17 protein-coding genes and 2 tRNA genes are annotated in these 21,886 nt (G+C 54.4%); 6 read left to right on the forward strand and 13 right to left on the reverse strand.

Features of this window, described 5'->3' with window-relative positions; genetic code table 11:
• The 4 genes from KGZ89_05000 to KGZ89_05015 form a co-directional block, all read right to left on the reverse strand.
• Nucleotides 1–563: FAD-dependent oxidoreductase (locus KGZ89_05000; protein MBS3974208.1), on the reverse strand; the 563-nt coding region annotated here is incomplete at its 3' end.
• A 59-nt stretch (nt 564–622) separates the two neighbouring features.
• Nucleotides 623–1,660: a ferrochelatase gene (locus tag KGZ89_05005; protein MBS3974209.1), complete on the reverse strand. Its 1,038-nt coding sequence runs from the start codon at nt 1,658–1,660 to the stop codon at nt 623–625.
• Nucleotides 1,626–2,696 (reverse strand): uroporphyrinogen decarboxylase, encoded by a 1,071-nt coding sequence (gene hemE / locus KGZ89_05010; GenBank protein MBS3974210.1) that lies wholly within the window; start codon nt 2,694–2,696, stop codon nt 1,626–1,628. The genes KGZ89_05005 and hemE overlap by 35 nt, the downstream gene beginning before the upstream one ends.
• A gap of 94 nt (nt 2,697–2,790) precedes the next feature.
• Nucleotides 2,791–3,387, reverse strand: coding sequence for a NeuD/PglB/VioB family sugar acetyltransferase (locus KGZ89_05015; GenBank protein MBS3974211.1), 597 nt, complete (start codon nt 3,385–3,387; stop codon nt 2,791–2,793).
• A 101-nt stretch (nt 3,388–3,488) separates the two neighbouring features.
• Between KGZ89_05015 and KGZ89_05020 the strand changes: the two genes are divergently transcribed.
• From KGZ89_05020 to KGZ89_05030, 3 genes are read left to right on the forward strand one after another with little or no spacing between them, the layout of a single operon-like run.
• Nucleotides 3,489–4,622 (forward strand): acetate/propionate family kinase, encoded by a 1,134-nt coding sequence (locus tag KGZ89_05020; protein ID MBS3974212.1) that lies wholly within the window; start codon nt 3,489–3,491, stop codon nt 4,620–4,622.
• The gene (locus KGZ89_05025) at nt 4,619–7,024 is read left to right on the forward strand and encodes a phosphoketolase family protein (GenBank protein ID MBS3974213.1); all 2,406 of its coding nucleotides are present in this window, start codon (nt 4,619–4,621) and stop codon (nt 7,022–7,024) included. Before KGZ89_05020 ends, KGZ89_05025 begins: the two co-directional genes overlap by 4 nt.
• A 12-nt stretch (nt 7,025–7,036) precedes the next feature.
• Nucleotides 7,037–7,888: a hypothetical protein gene (locus KGZ89_05030; protein MBS3974214.1), complete on the forward strand. Its 852-nt coding sequence runs from the start codon at nt 7,037–7,039 to the stop codon at nt 7,886–7,888.
• Here KGZ89_05030 and KGZ89_05035 read toward each other — a convergent pair.
• From KGZ89_05035 to KGZ89_05045, 3 genes are read right to left on the reverse strand one after another with little or no spacing between them, the layout of a single operon-like run.
• Nucleotides 7,885–8,727: a sugar kinase gene (locus KGZ89_05035; GenBank protein MBS3974215.1), complete on the reverse strand. Its 843-nt coding sequence runs from the start codon at nt 8,725–8,727 to the stop codon at nt 7,885–7,887. The two genes, KGZ89_05030 and KGZ89_05035, sit on opposite strands and share 4 nt — an antisense overlap.
• Nucleotides 8,728–8,753: 26 nt before the next feature.
• Complete coding sequence (locus KGZ89_05040; GenBank protein MBS3974216.1) at nt 8,754–9,272, reverse strand: DUF3343 domain-containing protein; 519 nt, start codon at nt 9,270–9,272, stop codon at nt 8,754–8,756.
• Nucleotides 9,269–10,549 carry a YedE-related selenium metabolism membrane protein gene (locus tag KGZ89_05045; protein ID MBS3974217.1) on the reverse strand — a complete coding sequence of 427 codons (1,281 nt, stop codon included), beginning with the start codon at nt 10,547–10,549 and terminating at the stop codon, nt 9,269–9,271. The genes KGZ89_05040 and KGZ89_05045 overlap by 4 nt, the downstream gene beginning before the upstream one ends.
• A gap of 94 nt (nt 10,550–10,643) precedes the next feature.
• Here KGZ89_05045 and KGZ89_05050 point away from each other — a divergent pair, with 94 nt between their 5' ends.
• Nucleotides 10,644–11,735 carry a calcium/sodium antiporter gene (locus tag KGZ89_05050; GenBank protein MBS3974218.1) on the forward strand — a complete coding sequence of 364 codons (1,092 nt, stop codon included), beginning with the start codon at nt 10,644–10,646 and terminating at the stop codon, nt 11,733–11,735.
• A gap of 21 nt (nt 11,736–11,756) precedes the next feature.
• Here the strand turns inward: KGZ89_05050 and KGZ89_05055 are convergent, their stop codons facing one another.
• The 6 genes from KGZ89_05055 to KGZ89_05080 all read right to left on the reverse strand — a co-directional run bounded on the left by KGZ89_05055 (nt 11,757) and on the right by KGZ89_05080 (nt 18,292).
• A complete protein-coding gene (locus KGZ89_05055) occupies nt 11,757–13,595 on the reverse strand; it encodes a polysaccharide biosynthesis tyrosine autokinase (protein MBS3974219.1) in 1,839 nt (612 codons plus the stop codon).
• Between the two features lie 6 nt (nt 13,596–13,601).
• Complete coding sequence (locus KGZ89_05060) at nt 13,602–14,471, reverse strand: hypothetical protein (GenBank protein MBS3974220.1); 870 nt, start codon at nt 14,469–14,471, stop codon at nt 13,602–13,604.
• A gap of 76 nt (nt 14,472–14,547) precedes the next feature.
• Nucleotides 14,548–16,374 carry a cell wall-binding repeat-containing protein gene (locus tag KGZ89_05065; protein MBS3974221.1) on the reverse strand — a complete coding sequence of 609 codons (1,827 nt, stop codon included), beginning with the start codon at nt 16,372–16,374 and terminating at the stop codon, nt 14,548–14,550.
• 49 nt (nt 16,375–16,423) lie between these two features.
• Nucleotides 16,424–17,116 carry a hypothetical protein gene (locus KGZ89_05070; protein MBS3974222.1) on the reverse strand — a complete coding sequence of 231 codons (693 nt, stop codon included), beginning with the start codon at nt 17,114–17,116 and terminating at the stop codon, nt 16,424–16,426.
• Nucleotides 17,113–18,207, reverse strand: coding sequence for an N-acetylmuramoyl-L-alanine amidase (locus KGZ89_05075; protein MBS3974223.1), 1,095 nt, complete (start codon nt 18,205–18,207; stop codon nt 17,113–17,115). The genes KGZ89_05070 and KGZ89_05075 overlap by 4 nt, the downstream gene beginning before the upstream one ends.
• Before the next feature lie 10 nt (nt 18,208–18,217).
• Nucleotides 18,218–18,292, reverse strand: a tRNA-Ile gene (locus tag KGZ89_05080).
• A gap of 147 nt (nt 18,293–18,439) precedes the next feature.
• Here KGZ89_05080 and KGZ89_05085 point away from each other — a divergent pair.
• Together KGZ89_05085 and cas12b are read left to right on the forward strand one after the other, a co-directional pair.
• Nucleotides 18,440–18,515, forward strand: a tRNA-Asn gene (locus KGZ89_05085).
• 288 nt (nt 18,516–18,803) lie between these two features.
• A partial coding sequence (gene cas12b, locus KGZ89_05090) for a type V CRISPR-associated protein Cas12b (protein MBS3974224.1) occupies nt 18,804–21,886 on the forward strand: 3,083 nt, incomplete at its 3' end.

Consider the following 21,886-nt stretch of genomic DNA (forward strand, 5'->3'; position numbering starts at 1 on the left):
CCAACGAGTGGCTCGGCAAGCCTCTCGAGACACTCCCGACCCATCCTTCGCAGCACAAAACTCTCCAGCGTCTCGTCGTGGTCCTGAGCGCCTTCACCTTCGGCCCATCGGACCTTTGGTCGAATCAGGAGGTCGAGCCCCATACGAAGTTTTCCAGGGAAAGAAAAGAGTCCCGTTGTTGCAAAGGGGGTGAATTTTGTAGGGGCGAACATCATTACGCCATCGGGTAGTTGATGCAGCTTGCCCCGCGAGACAATCCAGGTCTTTTTCTTCGAGTCATCTGTGGGAAGCTCCTGATCGAATACTCCCGCAAGCTTGGCGATCCGATGTGCTGCGGGCTTCTCGGTCAAAAAGCAATCGGGACCTCCATCCACGATGAAGTAGTCACCCTCTTTGCCGTCCCACTCGTCTTTGACAAACTCGGTGATAATCTTGCCGCCCAGCCGAGGCCCCTTCTCAACCAGGCTGAGCTTCACCTCATGCCCTTCATCCTGAGCACGCCTGATCTTATAAGCAGCTCCAAGCCCCGCTATACCCCCACCAATAACCATGACATGCTTCACACGCTACTCCCTTCTTGCCGGTTGTCTTGAGAGTAGAAGAACCGTCGCGCGATCGTATCCTACCTTGTGATCATCGCAGACAGCTCATCAGCAAGTGCATTAACAAGTGTCGGCACCGAGCTTGGGGCCGATGAACGAACGAATTCGATCCCGCTCAAGATCGCCAGATCGGCAATCTCCACGTCAAGATCGTACATCGACTCCATGTGTTCTGTAAGAAAGCCTATGGGGCACACCGCGACCGCCTGATAACCATGCTTCGCGGCGCGTCCAACTACGTCCTCAAGAGATGGTCCGAGCCAAGCGCCAGGCTTATTACCTGTTGACTGGTACGCGACAGCCCAATGAAGCCTTCCTTCGCCAGACCCGTAGAGCTCCACTCCCAACAGTGAGTCCGAGAGCTTCCCACCGGGAAGCTGCAATAGTGCCGCCGCTTGATCGGAAGCGGAGCGGATCCCACAGATATAAGGGTCTTCAGCGCCGAGAAGGTCGGCTACGGGCAGGCTATGGGCAGAGAACACCACGAAGGTGCTACCTGATAGATCACTCGGCAGTTCAGAGATCGCAAAATCCAGATTACTTGCGTGCGCATGAATGTATGCTGGCATACTCCCAAGCAAAGGCGTCTCGATGACTCGCATCCCGGGCAGCTCTTCAAGTGCTTCGGCTATAGTACTCCTGTACGCGACAGTGGTGATCTTCGACTCAAAGGGTGAAAGCGAGACGGTGATCACATCGCGAACTCCGATAGCGTAAAAACGCCTCATCACCTCAGCGATTCTCGGCTGGGAATACCGAAACCCGAGCTCCACAGGAGTGTGTGATTCGTTGCGCTCGTTTATGGCAGCGGAAAGGGCATCAGCGAACTGACCCGCAACAGCATGAAGCGGAGAACACCCTCCGACGGCCAGGTACTTTCGGCGTATGCTCTCCACCACAACCGGCGGATGGGTCCGCCCTGTGAGTTCCGTTATGAAAGACTCAACTTCGTCGATATTACAAGGCCCACCGTACCCGGTGATCAGGATTGCGGCGGTGCCGGTCGCCGGTTGCACCATGTGGTCACTGCCCGGATCTAATGCGCTCGGAGTGCTCATGGACGAATCTGATCATCGCTTTTGCTTTCTCGGGGTCGCTTGTCTTGTGAATACCATGCCCCAGATTGAAGATATGTCCGGGTCGAGTACCAACGGCCTCCAATATCTCTACCACCATCTTCTCAAGCTCTGAGTCCGGAGCGAAAAGCGCGACCGGATCGATGTTGCCTTGAATTCCAAATTTCGGATCTATGAGCTCAACAGCGTGCTTCATATCCAAGCGCCAATCCACGCCGATCACGTCCCCACCAGCTTTTTGAGCCAGATCCAGCATCGAGGTCGCGCCGTTCGGAAAGTGGATGACTGGGACTCCCCCGTCAACCTTAGCCTTACCGTGATCGCTGACTTCCTGAAGGACTCGCGTGCTGTGAGGGAGGATATAGCGCTCGTAATCACGAGGAGCGATGTAGCCAACCCAGCTGTCAAACACCTGGACGACCTGGGCTCCGGCGTCTATCTGAGCCTTGAGGTAGTCAATCGTGGTGTCGGCAAACTTCTGCATAAGGAGATCCCAGGCAGCAGGCTCGCCCCACATCAGTGCCTTCGTGTACTCGTAGTCCCTGGTGCCATGCCCCTCGATAGCGTAACTTGCCAGCGTAAATGGAGCGCCCGCAAAACCAATAAGAGGAACCTTATTTTCGAGCTCTCGGCGCAGAATGGATATAGCTTCCATCACGAAGCCAGTAGCCTCGAAGGGATCGGCTATCTTCAAGCGCTCAACATCGCCGACTGAGCGAATTGGGTTGTGGATGACAGGACCCTCGCCCTTGGCGAACTCAAGATCGAGCCCCATTCCAGGAAAAGAAACAAGTATGTCCGAGAAAAGAATTGCGGCATCTACGCCTATCAGATCGACCGGTTGCAGCGTTACCTCTACAGCAAGCTCCGGATTTCGGCACATATCCAGGAAGCCATACTTTTCACGGATCGCACGATACTCCGGCATATATCGACCTGCCTGGCGCATCATCCAAACCGGAGTGCGCTCGGTAGGCTGAACTCTGGCAGCACGCAAAAACAAATCGTTATACGGCATTAATGTTTCCATCCCTTCGCGTGGTTCCCGCACAAACAAATTGAAAGTAAGTTTATCATGAAGGAGATCACCAGATGCCTGCAGTAACTTTAGGCTATATTTCCCTGGCAGGAACTCCGACGACCCTCTTTTTGTCACCTACATCAGCCAAAACGACACTACCGGCTCCGACAACGCAATCGGAGCCAATGTGAACGCCGGGCAGTATTATCGCGCCGGTTCCGATAAACGACCTCTCTCCAACCCGCGCAGCGCCACCAATACTGACTCCGGGCGCGAGATGCGTATGGCTTCCCACCACGCAGTCGTGCGCGACAATGCATCCAACGTTCACGATGCAGTTTACCCCGACTCGCGACTGTGAGTTTACTACGGCATATTGAAGCACCTGTGTCCCGGCGCCAATAAAAGCATAGCTACTCACTGAGGCGCTCGGGTGAACAAGCGCATGAAAAGGGATCGCTTCGGCGTAACGATCCCAGCAGGCAGCGCGCGCTTTGACATCGCCAATCGCACAGCTAGCGGCATCGGCAGTATGGTCTTGAAGGTCAGCCGAGATGACCAAACCGGTTGGCTCATGCAGGCCTTCCTTTAGATGGTCGATGAAACCGGCGATCCCGTATCCGCATGCAACTACCAGGTCCGCAACCTCTTTCGAATATCCACCGGCCCCGAAGATAACGATTTTCATCTGCTTCTCACGGCACCTTCCTGGCTCGATTGAGCCGCTCTGTCAACCATACGTTCAACACACCCGGTCAAATACAACACACTAATGGGTATAGAATGAGCATGGAACAAAAAGTACTTGTGATAAATTCCGGCAGCTCATCTATAAAATATAAGCTGCTTGCGATGAACTCAAGAGAAACGCTGATTGAGGAAAAGATTGAAGCGAAAGGCAACCTCGACGACGCAGTGCGCCATCTTGACCATCAACTGCAAGCGCTAGCTCCTCTTGCCGACGATATCATCGCCGTCGGGCATCGGGTGGTTCACGGGGGTCGTGAATTCTCGGGCCCGACCTACATCGACGATAGCACGATACAATCGATGATGTCGCTTGAGCGTTACGCTCCACTGCACACCAGATCAGCTGTCGCCGGAATCCGCGTGGCTGAGGGGATCTTCCCCAATATCCCCCAGGTGGCAGTCTTCGACACGGCATTTCACACGACGATGCCAGAGCATGCGAGCACGTACGCTTTGCCGCGGGCGCTTACCGAGACATATGGCATTAGGCGCACAGGGTTTCACGGCATCTCGGCTCAATACACCCTGAAAGCGATCGCAAAGGCCCTGGTGCTGCCCCCTGCCGAGTTCAATTTGATCGTCGCACATCTGGGCGCTGGATCAAGCATCACAGCCATCCAGGCAGGAAGAAGTGTCGACACCTCAATGGGTTTCACCCCCCTTGAGGGGCTGGTAATGAGCACTCGATGTGGAGATATAGACCCGTCGCTGCCGCTAATGCTTCAAGAGGACCTCGGCCTGACCCCCCAAGAAGTGTACGAGATGCTCAACAACGAGTGCGGACTTCTCGGCCTTTGTGGAACCGGTGACATGCGAAGCATCCACTCACTCGCATCATCGGGATACGAGCCCGCTATACTGGCTCTGGACGTCTACTGTTACAGAATCAGAAAGTACATCGGGGCGTATTGCGCGGTTTTGGGTCATGTAGACGCACTGGCCTTCACGGGAGGAATCGGCGAAAACGACAGCCTGCTACGCTCGATGATCTGCGAAGGATTGGAATTTTTCGGCATGGAGCTAGCCGAGGAGAAAAACGCATCCGTCCATGGGGATATTCATCTGATTTCTAACGCCGAATCACTCACCCAGGTGTTTGTTGTAAAGACCGATGAGGAAAGCGAAATTGCCGAGCAGGTTCTAAAGCTTGTCGAGGAAGGGCGTGCCCTATGAGCAAGGCGACCAAAGACCTTCGTGACTCCCCCGCTCTCACCGCTCAACAACGTGAGTTGATTGACGCGTGGTGGCGGGCGGCCAACTATCTTTCTGTGGGGCAGATCTACCTCCTCGGCAATCCCCTGTTGGAAGAACCGCTCGCAGCTGAACACATAAAGCCACGTCTGCTAGGTCATTGGGGTACCACGCCTGGACTCAACTTCATTTACGCTCACCTGAATCACATCATCAATCAAAAAGACCTGGATATGATATTCATCACAGGCCCAGGGCACGGCGGTCCTGCGCTGGTTGCAAACACCTACCTGGAGGGCACTTACTCCGAGTATTACCACGATGTTTCCCTTGATCGCGAGGGAATGGCTCGGCTGTTCAAGCAATTTTCCTTTCCTGGCGGTGTTCCCAGTCATGTCTCACCGGAAGTGCCGGGATCAATTCATGAGGGCGGCGAGCTCGGGTATGCGCTTTCACACGCATTTGGAGCCGCTTTCGACAATCCGGATCTGATTGTCGCCTGCGTAATAGGTGACGGGGAGGCCGAAACAGGTCCACTGGCCGCCTCGTGGCACTCGAATAAGTTCCTGAACCCCTGGCAGGACGGCACTGTTCTTCCCATACTGCACCTGAACGGATACAAAATAGCCAACCCGGCGATACTGGCTCGCATACCCCGCGCCGAGTTACGCTGCCTGCTGGAAGGGTACGGGTGGAAACCTTACTTTGTCGAGGAGTCCTCCGAGATCGACATCCACGAGGCCATGGCTGCCACACTCGAAACCGTAATCGATGACATCCGGGCCATAAAAAGCAGCTGTCGCAACTCAAAATCGCTCGACCGACCCAAGTGGCCGATGATTGTTCTGGCGACTCCAAAAGGATGGACCGGGCCCGATGTGGTAGACGGAAAACAGGTAGCCAACTACTGGCGATCCCATCAAGTGCCGCTTTCCGGAGTTCGCGAAAACCCCGAGCATCTGGAGATTCTTCGGGAGTGGATGCTCTCTTATCGGCCGGACGAGCTTTTCGACGAAAGCGGTGCACCCAAGCCCGAAATCACAGCTCTTGCCCCTAAGGGAACTCGCCGAATGGGCGCCAACCCACACGCGAACGGCGGCTTACTGCGCAAAGACCTTGATATTCCTGACTTTCGGCAGTACGAAGTTGCTGTACCACAACCCGGAACCACGCTTTCTGAGGCGACTGCAGCTATGGGAAAGCTCCTTCGTGATGTCATGGCGTCAAATAGCTCCACATTCAGGGTGTTCGGGCCAGATGAAACTGCCTCCAACCGACTGGGCGCGATATATGAAGCTAGCCCGAAAACATGGATGGCCGAGATGCTCCCCGTCGATAGCGATGAAGGGAACCTCGCGCCCGACGGCAGGGTCATGGAGATACTAAGTGAGCACACCTGTTTGGGATGGCTTGAGGGATATACGCTCACGGGGAGGCACGGCCTGTTCAACACCTACGAGGCTTTCTCTCACATAATCACATCGATGTTCAATCAGCACGCCAAATGGCTAAAGGTCGCAACACATGAAATCCCCTGGCGCGCATCTATATCGTCGGTAAACATCCTTCTCTCTTCGCATGTGTGGCGCCAGGATCATAACGGCTTCTCGCATCAGGATCCTGGATTCATCGACAACGTCGTCAACAAGAAAGGCGATGTCATCCGAGTATATCTTCCGCCGGATGCGAACTCCCTACTCGTGATAACCGACCGCTGCTTGCGAAGCCGAGACCACGTCAACGTCATCGTTGCGGGCAAGCAAGCCAGTCTTCAATACATGACTATGGATGAGGCAATAAAGCATTGCTCCACGGGCGTCGGTATCTGGCAGTGGGCAAGCAATGACTTCGGCCAGAATCCGGATGTTGTAATGGCATGCTGCGGTGATATACCCTCTCTCGAAACACTCGCGGCAGTCGCCCTCCTTCGCGAGTGGGCCCCTGAATTGAAGGTCAGGGTCGTCAACATCGTAGACCTGATGACCCTCTCGCCGCCGGAGGAGCACCCTCATGGACTGTCGAACAAGGAGTTCGACGCTCTTTTCACAGTGAACGCGCCGATTATCTTTGCGTTCCACGGATATCCCTGGTTGATCCACAGGCTAGCCTACAGAAGAACCAACCACAAAAATCTTCACGTCCGCGGTTACAAGGAGGAGGGTACGACAACCACTCCCTTCGACATGGCTGTAAGAAACGACCTCGACCGGTATCATTTGTTTGGAGATGTGATCGACCGGGTTCCTGCGCTTGCTCCAATCGCCGGATATGCCGGACAGTTTATCCGCGACGCACTGGTTGAACACCGCGAGTACATCAACAGATACGGAGAGGACCTCCCTGTAATACAAAACTGGCGATGGCCATACCTATCGTCCGAGTGACGGGAAGACAATTTGGCGCAAGAGTCAATCTATTTCGGCAAGCGTGTGGCGTTGCTCACGCGTCATTTCAAAGAGCGCGTGATTCAACCGGTGCTTCATGAGGCGCTGGGCTGCATAGTCGAAACTATCCGCGATTTCGACACCGACTCGCTCGGCACCTTTACCCGAGAGATTCCTCGGCAGAGTACCCAACTTCAGGTCGCTTGCGAAAAGGCGCGCCTAGGAATGGATATCTCTGGGCTATCGCTAGGCATGGCAAGCGAAGGTTCCTTCGGTCCCGATCCAATGGTCGGTCTCATACCCTGGAACGTCGAGGTGCTGGTTTTCCTTGATTCCGAAAACGAGCTCGAGGTAGTAGGTACCGCACAAGGCAAAGCCAACTTCGCTCATCTGCTAACCGATAACCTAAAAGAGGCGCAGGTATTTGCTTCCAGAGTGAACTTTCCAGAAAGTCATCTGGTAGTCAGGCCGGAAAGCGAGAAAGACAGCAGGATAATCAAAGGCATCAGCTCCGATGACGATCTGGCCGAGGCGCTAGGATGGGCTATCCGCGAGTCAAGCAACGGGTTTGCTTTCATCGAGACCGATGTGAGAGCCCATGCCAATCCCACTCGTATGGCCGTGATCGCACAGGCCGCCGAGGACCTGGCCGCCAGGCTCTCTTCCCTTTGCCCTAAGTGCGCGACTCCTGGTTATTGGATCACAAAAAGAATCGGCAGCCTGCCATGTGCCAACTGCGGCACGCCTACCAGTGAGCCAGCAACTGACGTTTATGCGTGTCTGAAATGCGCCCATACTGAGCTTCGGGAAGCAAGTGATGATGCCCGGGCCGACGCGGGCAGATGTCAGCTCTGCAATCCTTAAGGCTTCGGCAAGCCGTACTGGTAGACCACCTCAGGCAAAGCTTGAACCAGATCGGCGGCGCGCATCGCGGGAGTCGCTTGCATAACCAGGCCTGCCTGACGATTCAATACACATGCCATATACCCGGCGTCCGGAGAAGAGTAACCAGCAGCGATCAACGCACAGGCGATACCGCTCAACGTGTCACCGGTACCGCCAATAGCCTCAAGGGCGGGTACGGAAGGATTATCGATTACGTGGACGGTGCTTCCTCTATGAACAATGTAATCTGTCTGGCCCTTGACTATTAGTGTATTCGACGATCCACCGGTTTCCCAAGCCTGGCGAGCCAGACAAGCCGGATCGAACGGTTGGCTGCCAGCGTGAAAAGGCGACGCATAGGCCGGATGAGAGATATCCGGATCCGCCAGAAACCCTATCTCCCCCACATCAGGTGTCATCAACTCAAAACGCCTGCTCAATCCAGCCGCCTTAGCTGCATACATTCCTCCGGCATCAGCAAGTAAAAGTGTCGAGGGCGAATTTGACAGAAGCTCTTCGCACGCAATACTCATCAGCGACATTACCGGCTTCAGGTAGTGAAAAACTACTATATCCGAGGAAAGACGTCTGGCTGCTTCAGCAACCTGGGTATATATCTCGGCAGAGCCGTCCCCTCGGCCTATATCACCAGCAAGCAACGCATGTGGCGGACTACCGCCGAGAAGCTCAGATGTTTTACATACAGCGGCAAGCAACGCCGAGACACCAGGTCCAAAAGGAAGCGGATCTCCAGAAACGGCGAGCCTCCCAGCGGAGTCAATCGACGCGGCGCCTTCTAGAAGCTTGCCACATGCCACGGGATATGTCCCTGCGACCAAAATATTCAACGAGAAGCCATTCCCGGACAGTTTTTGATCTCAATGAAGGCTCGGTCGAGCATCAAGCCGCAGATCGTATCGCCTAGCTCACGTGGTCGTGGCGCTTGACCCAAAGTCAGTCCAACCAGCTCATCACTCAGATATGGAATGTCAGGGCACCCGCCGCCACTTACGTTGACTATCAGACCGGAGCGCTTCTCGGCGGTTATTTTCATGTTTCCCGCTCGCACCATCAGCCACTCCCCAAAATCAACAAAAACGACGATTTCGGTGAGATGGGTCGCCCCTTTGTCCAGAGTGACGACCCCGGTTACCCGAATATCGGACTCCATAAGCTGACCGATGGCTCCATCCTGCATTCCTGAAGGTATGGAGAGGGCCAGATCGCATCCGGCTCTGACATCAAAGGGAGGTGCCACCAGCGACACCGAATGCCCTGAAGCCTTAAGGGCGGAGTCCGCAGCTATCGCATCCGAGATGTCATCGAAGAGCAACAAAAGATTAGCCGCAGCGGCTCCGCTCACCCAGAGCACCCTTTCCCGGTCACGTCAGTGCGCCTGAAAACAAATGCGATAATCAGGAGCAGTGCCGCCATTGCGCCCATCGCCACCCAGGCCATAGGCGCAAGCCCTTTTGCCGAGGAGGCTAACTGCGCCCAATGGGAAAATCCAGCGCCGGCCAGCATCCCCATCACCGCCACAAATGCATCCCCATCTCCCTCAGATCCCATTATCACCTGCCTGAATGGGCAACCACCCAACATCATTGCTGCTAGCGCAGCTATTGTCATGGCAGCAAAGCTGCCGAGTGCGTCCATATGAGCGACTGGCTGACCCTCAAAGCCCAACTTGAACTGCCCAAAGATGAGATTGACCACAAACGCTCCGACTAACAATCCACCCACGCCAAGGAGAAGGTCATAGCGCCGAACGAAAATTGCATCGCGTATACCGCCAATTGAGCAAAAACGGCTACGCTGAGCAACTACCCCTATCACCAATCCCGCAAAAAGCGCAATGAAAAATGGGGCTCTTCTGCCACCTGGCTGCGGCCGAGCGTTGCTGACAGACTCGGCGCTTGCCACTACTCTACCGTCATTAGCGACAATTGAGGAGCCATCGGCAACAGTAGCCCCTGGAGGTGCAATTACCTCCGACACCTGGCCGGCATCTTTGATTATCACCGCAGGTGGAGCATCGCCGGTCGCAAGTGCCCCCTGTCTTGTTTGAGTGGTGAAATCCGGACGTATATCCATATTCGCCAAAAGACCAAAGCCCAACAGAGCAATCGCAATTCCGGGCAATAGTAAACCAAGTGGAAATGCAGTATTGCTTGACCGGCCCAAAGAGTAGCCCCTCCTCAACAAAAACACCCCAACGACCACCCCAGCTACAATCCCAAGGATTCCCCAAATCGCATTGAGATCCCCTCCAGCCAAACGCAACCATGCCCTCACTGTGCATCCGAGGAAGATCAAAGCCGAAACCATAAATATGAAGCCAAGCACAAAGCGAAGTAGCGGATTGCTCCCGCCGCGCGCACGAAACTCACCGGCAGTAAGGGCGGCGCCCATTGCACCCAGGATGATCCCGATGATTTCAGGCCTTATATACGCCGTTGCTCCCTGATTAGTGATCGATCCAGCAAAAAACCCGGTTATATCCCGCAGAAAGCAAGCTATGCAAAGACCCATGCTGCCAGGGTTGCCCTGACTTACAAGCCAAGACGCGACTCCCCCGATAAAAAGCCCGGACACTCCGAGAATTAAAGCGTTCTTTACCGACAACAATTTTCCACCCATAATACCCCCACAGATCGGATACTGTTATAATTTTTACGCATTTATAGTATATCGTTTGCTTATTTGCTGCAATCACATTTTCTGAGAGGCGTGCATGGACATATCAGTGGTGGTTCTATTTGTTGTTGGTTTGATACTGCTAGTCGCTGGTGCCGAGCTACTGGTAAGAAGCTCGGCGAAATTAGCTCATCGGATAGGGATATCCCCCCTTGTGGTCGGCCTTACGATTGTCGCCCTTGGCACCAGTTCGCCGGAGTTGGCTGTCAGCTTGCAGGCCGGCCTGGCGGGACAGGGTGACATAGCCCTGGGTAATGTAGTGGGCAGCAACATCTTCAACATTTTGGTGATCCTTGGAATTTCTGCGATTCTAGCCCCATTGACAGTATCTCAGCAGCTAGTTCGCCTGGAAGTCCCAATCATGATAGCGGTCTCCATGTTGCTCCTGGTGATGGCTCTCGATGGAAGACTCAGTGCACTCGATGGTTTGATCCTGTTCCTGGGCATTATTGGCTACACCGCCTTTGCCATTATCAAAAGCCGCAATGAGACTGGTGATGTCGTCTCGGAGTATGAGCGCGAGTTCGGCAGCGACTCAAGCCGAGCCCAACTTCTTAGCGAGAAAGTTCCCGTTCAGATCGCCCTTATAGTTGTGGGCCTGATAATGCTGGTGGCGGGCTCTAACTGGCTCGTCGACGGAGCCGTTGTGTTCGCTCAGCTGCTCGGTATAAGCGAGCTGATCATCGGGCTTACGATTATCGCGGCAGGGACAAGCCTGCCTGAGGTCGCTACATCAATCATAGCTGCGTTGCGAGGCGAAAAAGACATCGCGGTTGGAAATGTTGTGGGGAGCAACATCTTCAACATACTGTGCATCCTTGGGATTACCTCAATCTTCACCCCAGGGGGCCTCGCCGTGAGTGATGCTGCCTTGTTCTTCAATATTCCGGTCATGATCGCTGTCGCGATTGCATGCTTGCCAATTTTTGCGTATCGGCACCTGATATCGAGATGGAACGGTGCGCTGTTCCTGTCGTTTTATGTCGCATACGTAATCTATTTGATCTTCGCCGCAATGCAGCATGCGATATTGCCCACATACACCAACGCGATGTTAGGATTCGTGCTTCCGATCACAGCGGTCACCCTAATCGTATTGATGATCCGCAGCAAAGAAGCAAGGGCATAATTCGTGTAGTATGACTAGCAATCAGGGCAGCAGCTCAACAAGATTCTCGATGATCTGCCAACCAAAAGCATGGTCGAAGATGTACAAAACTGCTGCCACCACAATCAAAACCAGGGTAACCCCGAGTACGCCAACTACCACCCGCTGCGCAGTCCTAATAGCTTTTCTGAGCCCTGTTTCTTGCGGGAAGTACACCGATGGCGTGGACATCTCGGTTGAGTTGCGCACATTTACAACGGTCCTGGCCCCGGAATCATGTCCTCTTTTACTGTTACCCGAACGGTTCGTCGCTTCAGGCTGCTGATAGTAGGCCGAATAACTATATTGGCCGTAGTACCCATATCCGCCTTCGGCATACTTTTCCTCTAGACCCCATACTACCGATCCGATGATTTTCGCACCAACCATATCCAGCATGTCCCGGGCTTTGACGGCTGCATCGCGAGTGGAAACTCCACCCCTTGTGACAATAAGTGTTCCGTCGGCCCAGCGGGCCAAGGCCGTCGCATCGGCTACCGCAAGCAATGGGGGTGTATCAAGTATTATCCAGTCCGCCCACTCCTTGAGGTTTTCGATCAGCTCCTGCATTTTGGTCGAGCCAAGGATCTCGCTAGGGTTCGGCGGCATTTTTCCAGCCGTCAGAACCAAAAGATGTTCGTCCCCAGGGCGCTGGAGAGCACTCTTTAGCGTGTGAGCTCCCCTGAGCACATCAGAAAGCCCGATGATATTTTGCAAACCGAAAAGGCGATCCGTTGTTGGTCTGCGAAAGTCACAGCTGATCAACACCACATTTTGTCCAGTTTGAGCGAGCGAAGCAGCTAGGTTCGCGGAGACAGTAGACTTCCCCTCTACCGGCGCCGCACTGGTTATAAGCAGGGTCTTGATGTTGTGCTCAAAGTTGACAAAGTCCAACGAGTTGCGCAGCACTCTATAAGCTTCCGCGGCAAATGAACCTGGTCGGTCTACAATCGTCAATCTCTTTTGGTCGGTATCTTCAAGCTTCTCAAGGGGTATCATGCCCAGAACAGGTGCGCCAAAAATACTCTCAACCTCTTCCGAAGATTTCAAAGTATTGTCCAGGTACTCGCTTAGCATGGCCAAGCCGAGACCAAGAGCCAGGCCGATAGCGAGCGCCAAAATAGCGTTCCTGAGCGGATTTGGAGATATCGGATCTTCATTGATGACAGCCGGACTAACTACCCTGGCCGACCCTGTCTCAAGCTGCTCCTGAATCCTGAGATTCTCTCGCTCCTGGGATAACGACGAATAGGTGCTTAACGCGACTTGCAGCTCCGCAGCAAGTTCCTCGGTACGACCCTCATCTTGAACCTTCCGGCCGAGCGTCAATATCGCATCTTCGACTTCAGTAAGGCGAGCATCCACCTGATCGACAGCTGCTGCGATGCTCTCACGACGATGGTCACGAGACCAGCTTACAAACTGCTCGGCAACTTCATTTGCAATGGCGGCCGCCCGAGCTGGGTCGGAGTCACGAACACTTACCAAAATAATGTTGGTTCTTCCAACCGCCGAGACCTGAATACGCCCCTCAAGCTCTCGCGGTGTGACGCCCAGATTCAGTTCTCGAATTGTGTTCTCAAGCAGAGGTCGCATCTGTAGAAGCTGAACCTGGGTCTCCAAGGCTCGCTCTGGTTGACCCGTGATCTCCGGAATGACATTACCTAGTAGCGCCGCCCCTGGAGCACGTTCGGTGATTAATACCCTCGACTCACCAACATACTGAGGAGGCTGAATAAAGCTTATAGCAAGCGCAGTCAAGGTGACTACCAGAACCGCGCTGATGATCACAAGTTTTCGAGTACGAACAATTTTCAGGAAGTCTTTGAGTTCAAGTTCCACTATTGATTACTTCAACTCAAATCGCGTAATAAACCAGTACTTCCTACCACTATCTTCTTTCGAAATTAAGACGAATCGGGCGGCTTGCCTGTCAAGCGTGCCGCCGAGCAGGGTAACGTTGACAGTAGCACTCCCGGCGCCTTTAGATACCCCGTCGACTCTGGCCGTCCTAAAGCCCCCTTGCAGAAGCCCTTCCCGAATGAGGCGCTGGTTCGCAGCGGTGCCCTGCTGGGTTGCGATAGTGTTTACAACACCGGAGTCAACAGTTCTGGGTCTCGGACCCATGTCCCGACCACCGGCAGCCGTAATGCTCAAAAAATACCAAAGTCCTTCCTGACTGGCGAGCTGCATCGTACCGGAAACAGAACCTCCGGCCCTGTAAGTCACTGTTAGCGGAATTTGGGACCGATTGCCAGCAGTTACAGCAGTTCCAATTGCAATTGACCTGATCTTGTTGTCTGCAAGTCTACCGATCTGGGTTTGTGATTGAAGCTGCTCCCGATACATTGCCGCCTGGGCACTGCCAACGGGAAATGCGGCGGCTGTGACCGAAGGAGGCGCTTCTTGTGTCGGAGGCACTTCTTGTGGGTCGGACACGGGTGTGGCATCTACGCTGGGGGTCGTTTCAACCCCTGGAGTTACGGTGGGATCTCCAGGGGGTTGCTGAGCCACATCGGGATCGGGAATACCAGGTACCTCGGGTCCGGGTTGAACAGCAACGGGATCCTGGGTTATGCCCAGCATTCTCATGACCTCACCGGCGCCACCAACTGCGAATATCGCCACGACAAAAAGTGTCAGCGAAATAGCAAGTGCACCCGCAAGAAGAACGAGGCGCTTATTGGTGCCGGATCTTGATTTATTATCTTCTTTCACGAACAACCTCTATTCCCAAGTATCCACTCATTGTACCCTGCAGAGCAAAAAAGTTTAACCCTTAATGGCCAATAGACTAATGACCCTGATGCGCTCGGGCAACCTCACTCGCTACCTCATTGAAGACGGATGGACTTATAGCACCAGTTCCTCCCAAAACCCAACACTGGTTCATCAAGAAACCGAATGATCTAAAGTGATCTCGAGCTTGTTGCGACAGAGCTAACGGTCTCGTTAGCAGCAACGGACCTTGCCTTACACCTGCCAGAGAGGCACCTGCAAGCGCATCAGGAAAAGTAACTCCGGAGGCGAGAGTCAGTTGATATGGTCCTTCGCGACCCTCAATGAAGAACTCTGCGATCTTGAGTGATGTAGCGTAGCGACTTTCTCCATACTTTCTAAGCACAGAACCTCCAGCTGCTGCTGCTGCGGCACGGGCCGGAACCAAATCCACCGCACCGGTGCCCCCAGCTATCAATACATCCATCGCTCCCCCAGGGGGTCTGAGATTTTTGATGGCCGCGAGACTGGCCGGCGGAAGAATGGCTCGCCTGGTAAGGATAATGGGCTCACGTGTGGCAAACGCAATCGGGGACAGCGAAAGCGCATCGGGAAAGGTCTCACCAGAGGCAAGAAACACTCTACCTGGTCTTTGGCCTGTCAACGTCCGCACCTTCTCAGCGATCCTGGCGGCAGTGTCATATCTGTCTCGACCAGGAATGCGCTCGATTGCTACTCCCGGAATACCTGCCCTTAAAGAGGCTAGTACTGCGTCGGAAACCGCGCCGGTTCCCCCGGCAATAAACACTTTTGAGACCCGAAGCCTTCTCATCTCCGTAAGAGTCGATGCCGGCAAGGAGCGCAACTCCGTGAGCAGGATTGGGGCGTTCAGAGCCCCGGCGAGAGAAGATGCCGCCAAGCCGTCAGGAAACTCTCTTCCGTTGACAAGCACCGCCGTAGCAGAGCCGGCAGGATACGTTCTCTGAGAAATCTCGGCGGCCGTCGCGAAGCGGTCCACGCCCCATATGCGTGTTGCAGACGGTGCTACCGGAATCGGATAGTGGATGACCTCTAGCCTGGCTGACCCGGCGCCGCGGAAACGCAGCACTTCGAGAAAGTAAGTTCTCGACACCCCAGCTGGTACATCAAAAATGAAGCTCTCATTAGAAGTTGGTCTGTTACTCCAAGCTTTGGGACTCACATTTTGAGGCAGTATGCTTCCGGTTCCAGGCGCGTACAAATAAACATCGAAATCCGCATCGGCCGGGCCTGACAGATCGACCTGAACCCGCCGGTTTGCAGGAAGCGTAATGGCAAAAAGCCTATTGGAACCCCATTTATCTTCTAGTGTAATGTCTCTCTCCATTGGAATAGCGGCCGGGGTTGCGGCGCCTACATCAATGCGCATGTTCTCGGCTGGCTCACGCACTCGCCATGAAAGCTCGTACGTACCGGACCCAGAAAAAGCGTTGACCTCGATAAAGTACATGCCGCCTAATGCCGCAGGCACATCATATGTGATAGTGCGCGGATAGCCTCCCTCACTAGCATGAGCCACGGCTGTAACATCATTAAAATTCTCAAATGCGGGAGAGTATAGATATAGATCGAATGCACTGGCGGCGGGACCGGTGATGCTGATCTCAAGGCGCTGGCCCTGGGAAAGGGGTACCTTGTAGAGATCCCACTCGCCAGCGACAAGATCTGCCCTCACAGGTGAAGCCGGAAGAGTTACCGCAAGGGAGGCGTCGGTCGAAAGCGCCGCAACGGAAGGTCTCGAAAGTGAGCTTACGCCCAGACCTTTGAGGTAAATCGGACTCGGCGAATAACTAGACGTGCCGAATGCCGAGAATGGAACGATTAACGCCACAATGAGAGAAATTGATATTCCTACCTTAAGCATATAGCACCCCTTCATGAACTCCAAGTTATAATTATAGCATTCGGCGCCCTTAGTTGCCAGACGCCACAAGATTCTGCAGAAACACCTCGTACTCCTCGGGGCTTAGATCGGTTTCCACTAAAGAGTAGTCAAGCCTTTCCGCTGATAGCAGCCGAATAACTTCACGGCCACCATCAAAAGCCACAGTTTGACGAGAGGGTTCGGAGAGATATTCGACACCCATAAACAAGGCTACCGTCTGAGACGCATCTAACGCCATTTCCTGCCCTGGCCGAAAAGTATACAACTGCACTCCGTCATAAACGTCCATGTGCTCTGGAGTCTCGATTGTAAACCGCTCCTCGCCGAGTAAAGTCTGGAGATCGTCCACCGTGAGTACGATATAAGCTGGAAGAGGCATCGATCGGGAAACCGCTCTGGCAAGACCGCGGCCTCCCTCAAATGAGTAGACGTCCCGCAGTTGGCTAAAGCTGGTGCCTGGAATCGCGTGTGAGCGCGTCAGATCTATCGGCTCCTCATATGCCTTCTGGTCGATCACTCGATATTGCTTGGCTACACGAGGGAGAATCACGCCATCCTCCCCTGGCAACGCAAGAACTACCAACACGTTATCTGGACCGGTAGGCGCCAGGGCAAGACCCTCAATACCAAAGCGTAAAGCAGCGAATGTCGCAATGCCGAGCAAGAGCAGAAGAACCAGCACACCCGGAAGCCACTTTGATTTCTTCTTGTAGGAACTCACCTGGAAATCTCCTTGAAGTACGCGAATATGCCCTCCGTGATACCCTGCGCGATCTTGTCCTGGTAGTGAGGGCTTGACAGCAATCTGTCCTCTACAGGGTTACTCATAAAGCCGGATTCCACAAGGGCAACAGGCACCTGAGAGTGGTTGAAGCCGGAAAGATCTCCACGCGCAACAGTGCCTCGGCAGACAGCACCGGTACTCGAGATAACCGCCAAGTGAATGAGCTCGGCCGCCCTTCGACTAGACTGCGCGATCGGTGCGGTCCACTGATTACTTCCCGGATATAGGGTGCTGACGCCGGAGATAGAAGAATCCGGACTGCCATCAGCATGTATTCGGATGAACAGGTCAGCGCCGGCGGCATTGGCGATGCGAGCGCGCTCGGCGTTGGATACGTTCACATCGTTAGTCTGCCTCGTCATCACGACCTGAATGCCTGCCGCCTCAAGCCTTTGCTTGAGGTTCATCGATATCTGAAGCGCGATTTCGAATTCGGGTATCCGTGTCACGACCCCGGTGGTTCCGCCGAGAACCCGCGGTTTTGTGGCGTTCGCACCCGGACCGATAGGCTCAGGCGATTGATCCGAGCGAGACTGATGGCCTGGATCTATGCACACAATAAAGCCGGAGAGATCGAGCTGTGCCTCACCGTGACCGACTACGCCGAGCATTACAGTCCCACCTGAAGGCAACATCGACCCTGCGGGTGGATGTTGGTCGACAACCGAACCAAAAGATGCCGAGCTTGTAGCTGAAACTCGCTGAACTACCAGTCCGGCAGCGCCGAGAACAGCCTCTGCCTCCTCGATAGCTCTCCCTGTAACAGACGGCACCTCGACAGCGAGAGCGGCGGTGCCCTCAGCGCTTGCCATCGCGTCAGGCCTGGCAGAGGGTGTCGCATCGGCATCGATCCGCGATTCCAAGACGCCTGCTGGCTCACCTTCGCTATTATCAGCCAGCAATGCTCGCATGCCGAGAACACTGACAGCAGCGACAATAAGTAACGCGATGATCAGAATCGACGGCGAGATTCCCGAAAAACGGGCTGCTCGCACACGACCCCTGCGTAATTCACGAAATCTAGTCATTGGAATTCCTTGGTGGGCCCGGCAGGATTCGAACCTGCAACCAAGGGATTATGAGTCCCCTGCTCCACCATTGAGCTACGGGCCCAATCCGCAACGCGACCATTGCGAGGAAATAGTCTACCCTACGAAACGGCAGGTTGAAAAAGTTTTTGTGATCTTGCGTCATTAGCTCTGATTTGTTGCGGTCGGCCGCAGGCTTCCGTATAATCCACTTTCGGTCACTTCAAGGTACTCCTCGGTAGCTCAATCGGCAGAGCATCCGGCTGTTAACCGGAGGGTTGTAGGTTCGAGTCCTACCCGGGGAGCCAAATTTAATCCGCTGAACTTCAGCGGTCATTGAGGGGCGTGGATGAAAGCTGACCGCTTCCTCCTCCGCACTATGTAGATCCCCCCTCCACCCCTCGGCGCCTCCGGCTGGCCTCGACAGCCTTCACTCGGTTACACTCCATTAAATACCAAAAACAAGCGGATAACCGTCTGACAATGACTGCGTCATCGAAACTCGATGTCCTTCGCAGCGAATTGGATGACACCCCTGTCGAGGAGACAGGCGGACAAAAAGGTCGAGGACTCTCAACTGGGGAAAGAGGTCAATAATGCCACAGCAAGATAAGCCACCCGTCACCCGGCGCGCTTACACACTTCGGCTCCGTGGAACTGACCCTAGTAATACTTCTTGGCGCAAAGCGCTCTGGCAGACCCACGAAGGAGTCAATAAAGGAGCCAAAAAGTTCGGTGACTGGCTACTTACACTACGCGGAGGACTGGACCACACTCTGGCGGATGCCAAGGTCAAAGTTGGTAAAGGAAAGCCTGACCGCGATCGGACCGATGAGGAACGCAAGGCGCGACGTATTCTGTTAGCCCTGTCATGGCTTTCGGTGGAGTCGAAAATTGGTGCTCCGGTAGGTCACATCATTGCGTCCGGTGAAGAGGTCGCTGAAGATCGCAACAGCAAGGTTGTCGCGGCGCTTGAAGAAATTCTCAAAAGCAGGGGCCTTGCGAATAGCGAAATTAAGGAGTGGAAGAATGATTGTTCGGCTTCCCTGAGCGCTGCCATCCGCGATGACGCAGTTTGGGTCAACCGGAGCAAGGCGTTCGATGATGCGGTCAAGTCAACAGTAGGCTCCTCACTCACACGCGAGGAGGCATGGGACATGCTGGAACGCTTCTTCGGAAGCCGTGATGCTTACCTGGCCCCAGTGAAAATCTCCGAAGATGAATCTTCGGAGGTAGAGCAAGAAGAGAAGGCGAAAGATCTCGTCCAGAAGGCAGGGCAATGGCTCAGCAGCCGGTTCGGCACCGGTAAAGGAGCGGACTTCAGCCACATGGCCAAAGTCTATGAGAGGATCGCGGCGTGGACTGACAATGCTCAAGTGGGCACGACCGGGAATGAGGCAATCAATAATCTCGCAGTCGCCCTTAGTGAATTCATTCCTGCGTCGGAAGACCTAAAGGGCGTGCTTGGTCTGATCAGCGGTCCCGGTTACAAGAGCGCAACGCGCAACCTTCTCAAGGGGCTCGACACCAAAACCGCCGTTACTCAACAAGACCTTGAGAGTCTGAAAGATAAAGCGACCACAGATTCCCTAAAGTGCGAGCAGAATACCGGATCGAAGGGGCAACGACCCTACTCCGACGCCATCCTGAATGGCGTGGAGGCAGCTTGTGGGTTCACCTACTTACAAGATGGAGGCTCGGCCAGGCATTCCGAGTTCGCCGTTATGCTTGACCATGCGGCCCGCCGTGTTTCGCTGGCCCACACGTGGGTCAAGCGTGCTGAGGCGGAGCGCCGCCGGTTTGAAGAAGATGCTAAAAAAATAGCCAAGGTCCCGACACCAGCGAGGAATTGGCTGGATTCCTTCTGTCTGGAACGCTCGCTCGCGTCCGGCGCACTAGAGCCGTATCGTATACGTCGACGAGCGCTGGGCGGGTGGAAAGAAGTTGTTGCTGCGTGGGCTAAGAGCTCATGCAGCAGTTGCGAAGATCGAATTAGCGAAGCTCGGAAGCTGCAGGATGATCCCGAGATTGATAAGTTCGGCGATATCCAGCTTTTTGAGGCCCTCGCCGAAGACGATGCATTATGCGTTTGGCACAAAGACGGATATCCCGCGAAAGCTACCGATCCTCAGCCGTTGATTGACTACGTTCTCGCAACTGAGGCGGAATTCAAAAAGCGGGACTTCAAGGTACCGTCGTACCGCCACCCTGATGCGCTTTTGCATCCTGTTTTCTGTGATTTCGGGAACTCTCGTTGGGACATCTGCTTTGAGATTCATAAAAACAGGCAGTCCCCCAATCCAAACGCGCTTTCGGTAACACTTTGGACCGGGAGTGAGATTAAGCCGGTTTCCTTGCGCTGGCAGTCCAAGAGGCTTGCGCGTGATCTGGCTCTCGACCAAGAAGCCCAGGGAAATGGAGCTTCCGAGGTCACCCGCGCAGATAGATTGGGACGAGCCGCCTCAAATGTGACCAAAAATGATGAAGTGAATATCGCGGGGCTCTTTGAGCAAAAAGACTGGAATGGTCGGTTGCAGGCACCAAGGCAGCAGTTGGAGGCCATTGCCGCCGTAAGGGACAACCTCAGTTTGTCAGCCGAAGAGCGCAACCGCCGGATGTCCGGAATGATGGACCACATCCGCTGGTTGGTTACTTTCTCGGCAAAGCTGCAGCCAAAAGGTCCGTGGCTCGACTATGCCACAACAAACGACCTGAAGCTGGATCAGAAAAACGGTGAAATTGTTGCTACGCCATCGAATTCCAAGAATGAATGGCGTGGGCTGGCTTATCCGTTCTGGCACTCTGATAATCAAGAGGGCCGCAAGGGGTTGGCCAAACATTGTCTTTCCCGTCTACCCGGCATACGAGTGCTTTCTGTCGATCTCGGCCACCGCCACGCCGCAGCGTGCGCGGTATGGGAGGCGGTAAGCGCTGAGCAGGTCAAGAAAGCGTGTCAGATCGCCGGGCATGAAGCGCCGAAAGCGAGCAATCTTTACCTGCATCTCAAGAGAAAAGCGACGAAGCAGAAGAAGGACAATCAAGTCGTGATCGAGGAGACCACGGTCTATCGCCGCATCGGCGCGGACACATTGCCAGACGGCACACAGCATCCCGCCCCATGGGCGCGCCTGGACCGCCAGTTTCTCATCAAGCTTCAGGGCGAGGAGGAAGGGGTTCGCAAGGCATCCGACGAAGAGGTCCGGGAGGTTTATCAACTGGAAGCGGAAGTGGGCCGAACCGCACCTATGGACGCAGACGATGGCGAGGTCCGCAAACCATCGCTCCCTGTCGACGAACTGATGTCCTCTGCCGGTCGCACCATGCGCCTCGCGCTCAAGCGCCATGGCGACCGGGCACGAATCGCTCATTACCTCATTACTAACGAAAAGATCAAGCCTGGTGGCATTAAAGAAAAACTGGATGAAGAAGGACGTGTCGATCTTTTGCTGGATACACTTGTCATGTGGCACAATCTGTTCTCTTTCCACGGATGGCAGGACGACGAGGCAAGGCAACTGTGGGATAACCATGTCGCCAAGCTGTCAGGATACAAAGCTCCTGAGAGAATTGGCGAAGAGTGTTCAGGTAAATCGCGCAAGAATAAGCAACAGGAGAATCGAGAAAAACTCCGCGATGCCGCGAAGGCTCTTGCCAAGGATATAACCCTTAGGAAAGCTCT

This window comes from Actinomycetota bacterium, from assembly GCA_018334075.1.
Classification (GTDB): Bacteria; Actinomycetota; Coriobacteriia; order Anaerosomatales; family UBA912; genus JAGXSC01.

Excerpts from the sequence above, each read along its gene's own strand:
- KGZ89_05020 (MBS3974212.1), top strand. The coding sequence starts at position 3,489 with ATGGAACAAAAAGTACTTGTGATAAATTCCGGCAGCTCATCTATAAAA.
- KGZ89_05050 (MBS3974218.1), top strand. The coding sequence starts at position 10,644 with ATGGACATATCAGTGGTGGTTCTATTTGTTGTTGGTTTGATACTGCTA.
- KGZ89_05045 (MBS3974217.1), bottom strand. The coding sequence starts at position 10,549 with ATGGGTGGAAAATTGTTGTCGGTAAAGAACGCTTTAATTCTCGGAGTG.
- KGZ89_05065 (MBS3974221.1), bottom strand. The coding sequence starts at position 16,374 with ATGCTTAAGGTAGGAATATCAATTTCTCTCATTGTGGCGTTAATCGTT.
- KGZ89_05005 (MBS3974209.1), bottom strand. The coding sequence starts at position 1,660 with ATGAGCACTCCGAGCGCATTAGATCCGGGCAGTGACCACATGGTGCAA.
- KGZ89_05025 (MBS3974213.1), top strand. The coding sequence starts at position 4,619 with ATGAGCAAGGCGACCAAAGACCTTCGTGACTCCCCCGCTCTCACCGCT.
- KGZ89_05015 (MBS3974211.1), bottom strand. The coding sequence starts at position 3,387 with ATGAAAATCGTTATCTTCGGGGCCGGTGGATATTCGAAAGAGGTTGCG.
- KGZ89_05075 (MBS3974223.1), bottom strand. The coding sequence starts at position 18,207 with ATGACTAGATTTCGTGAATTACGCAGGGGTCGTGTGCGAGCAGCCCGT.
- hemE (MBS3974210.1), bottom strand. The coding sequence starts at position 2,696 with ATGCCGTATAACGATTTGTTTTTGCGTGCTGCCAGAGTTCAGCCTACC.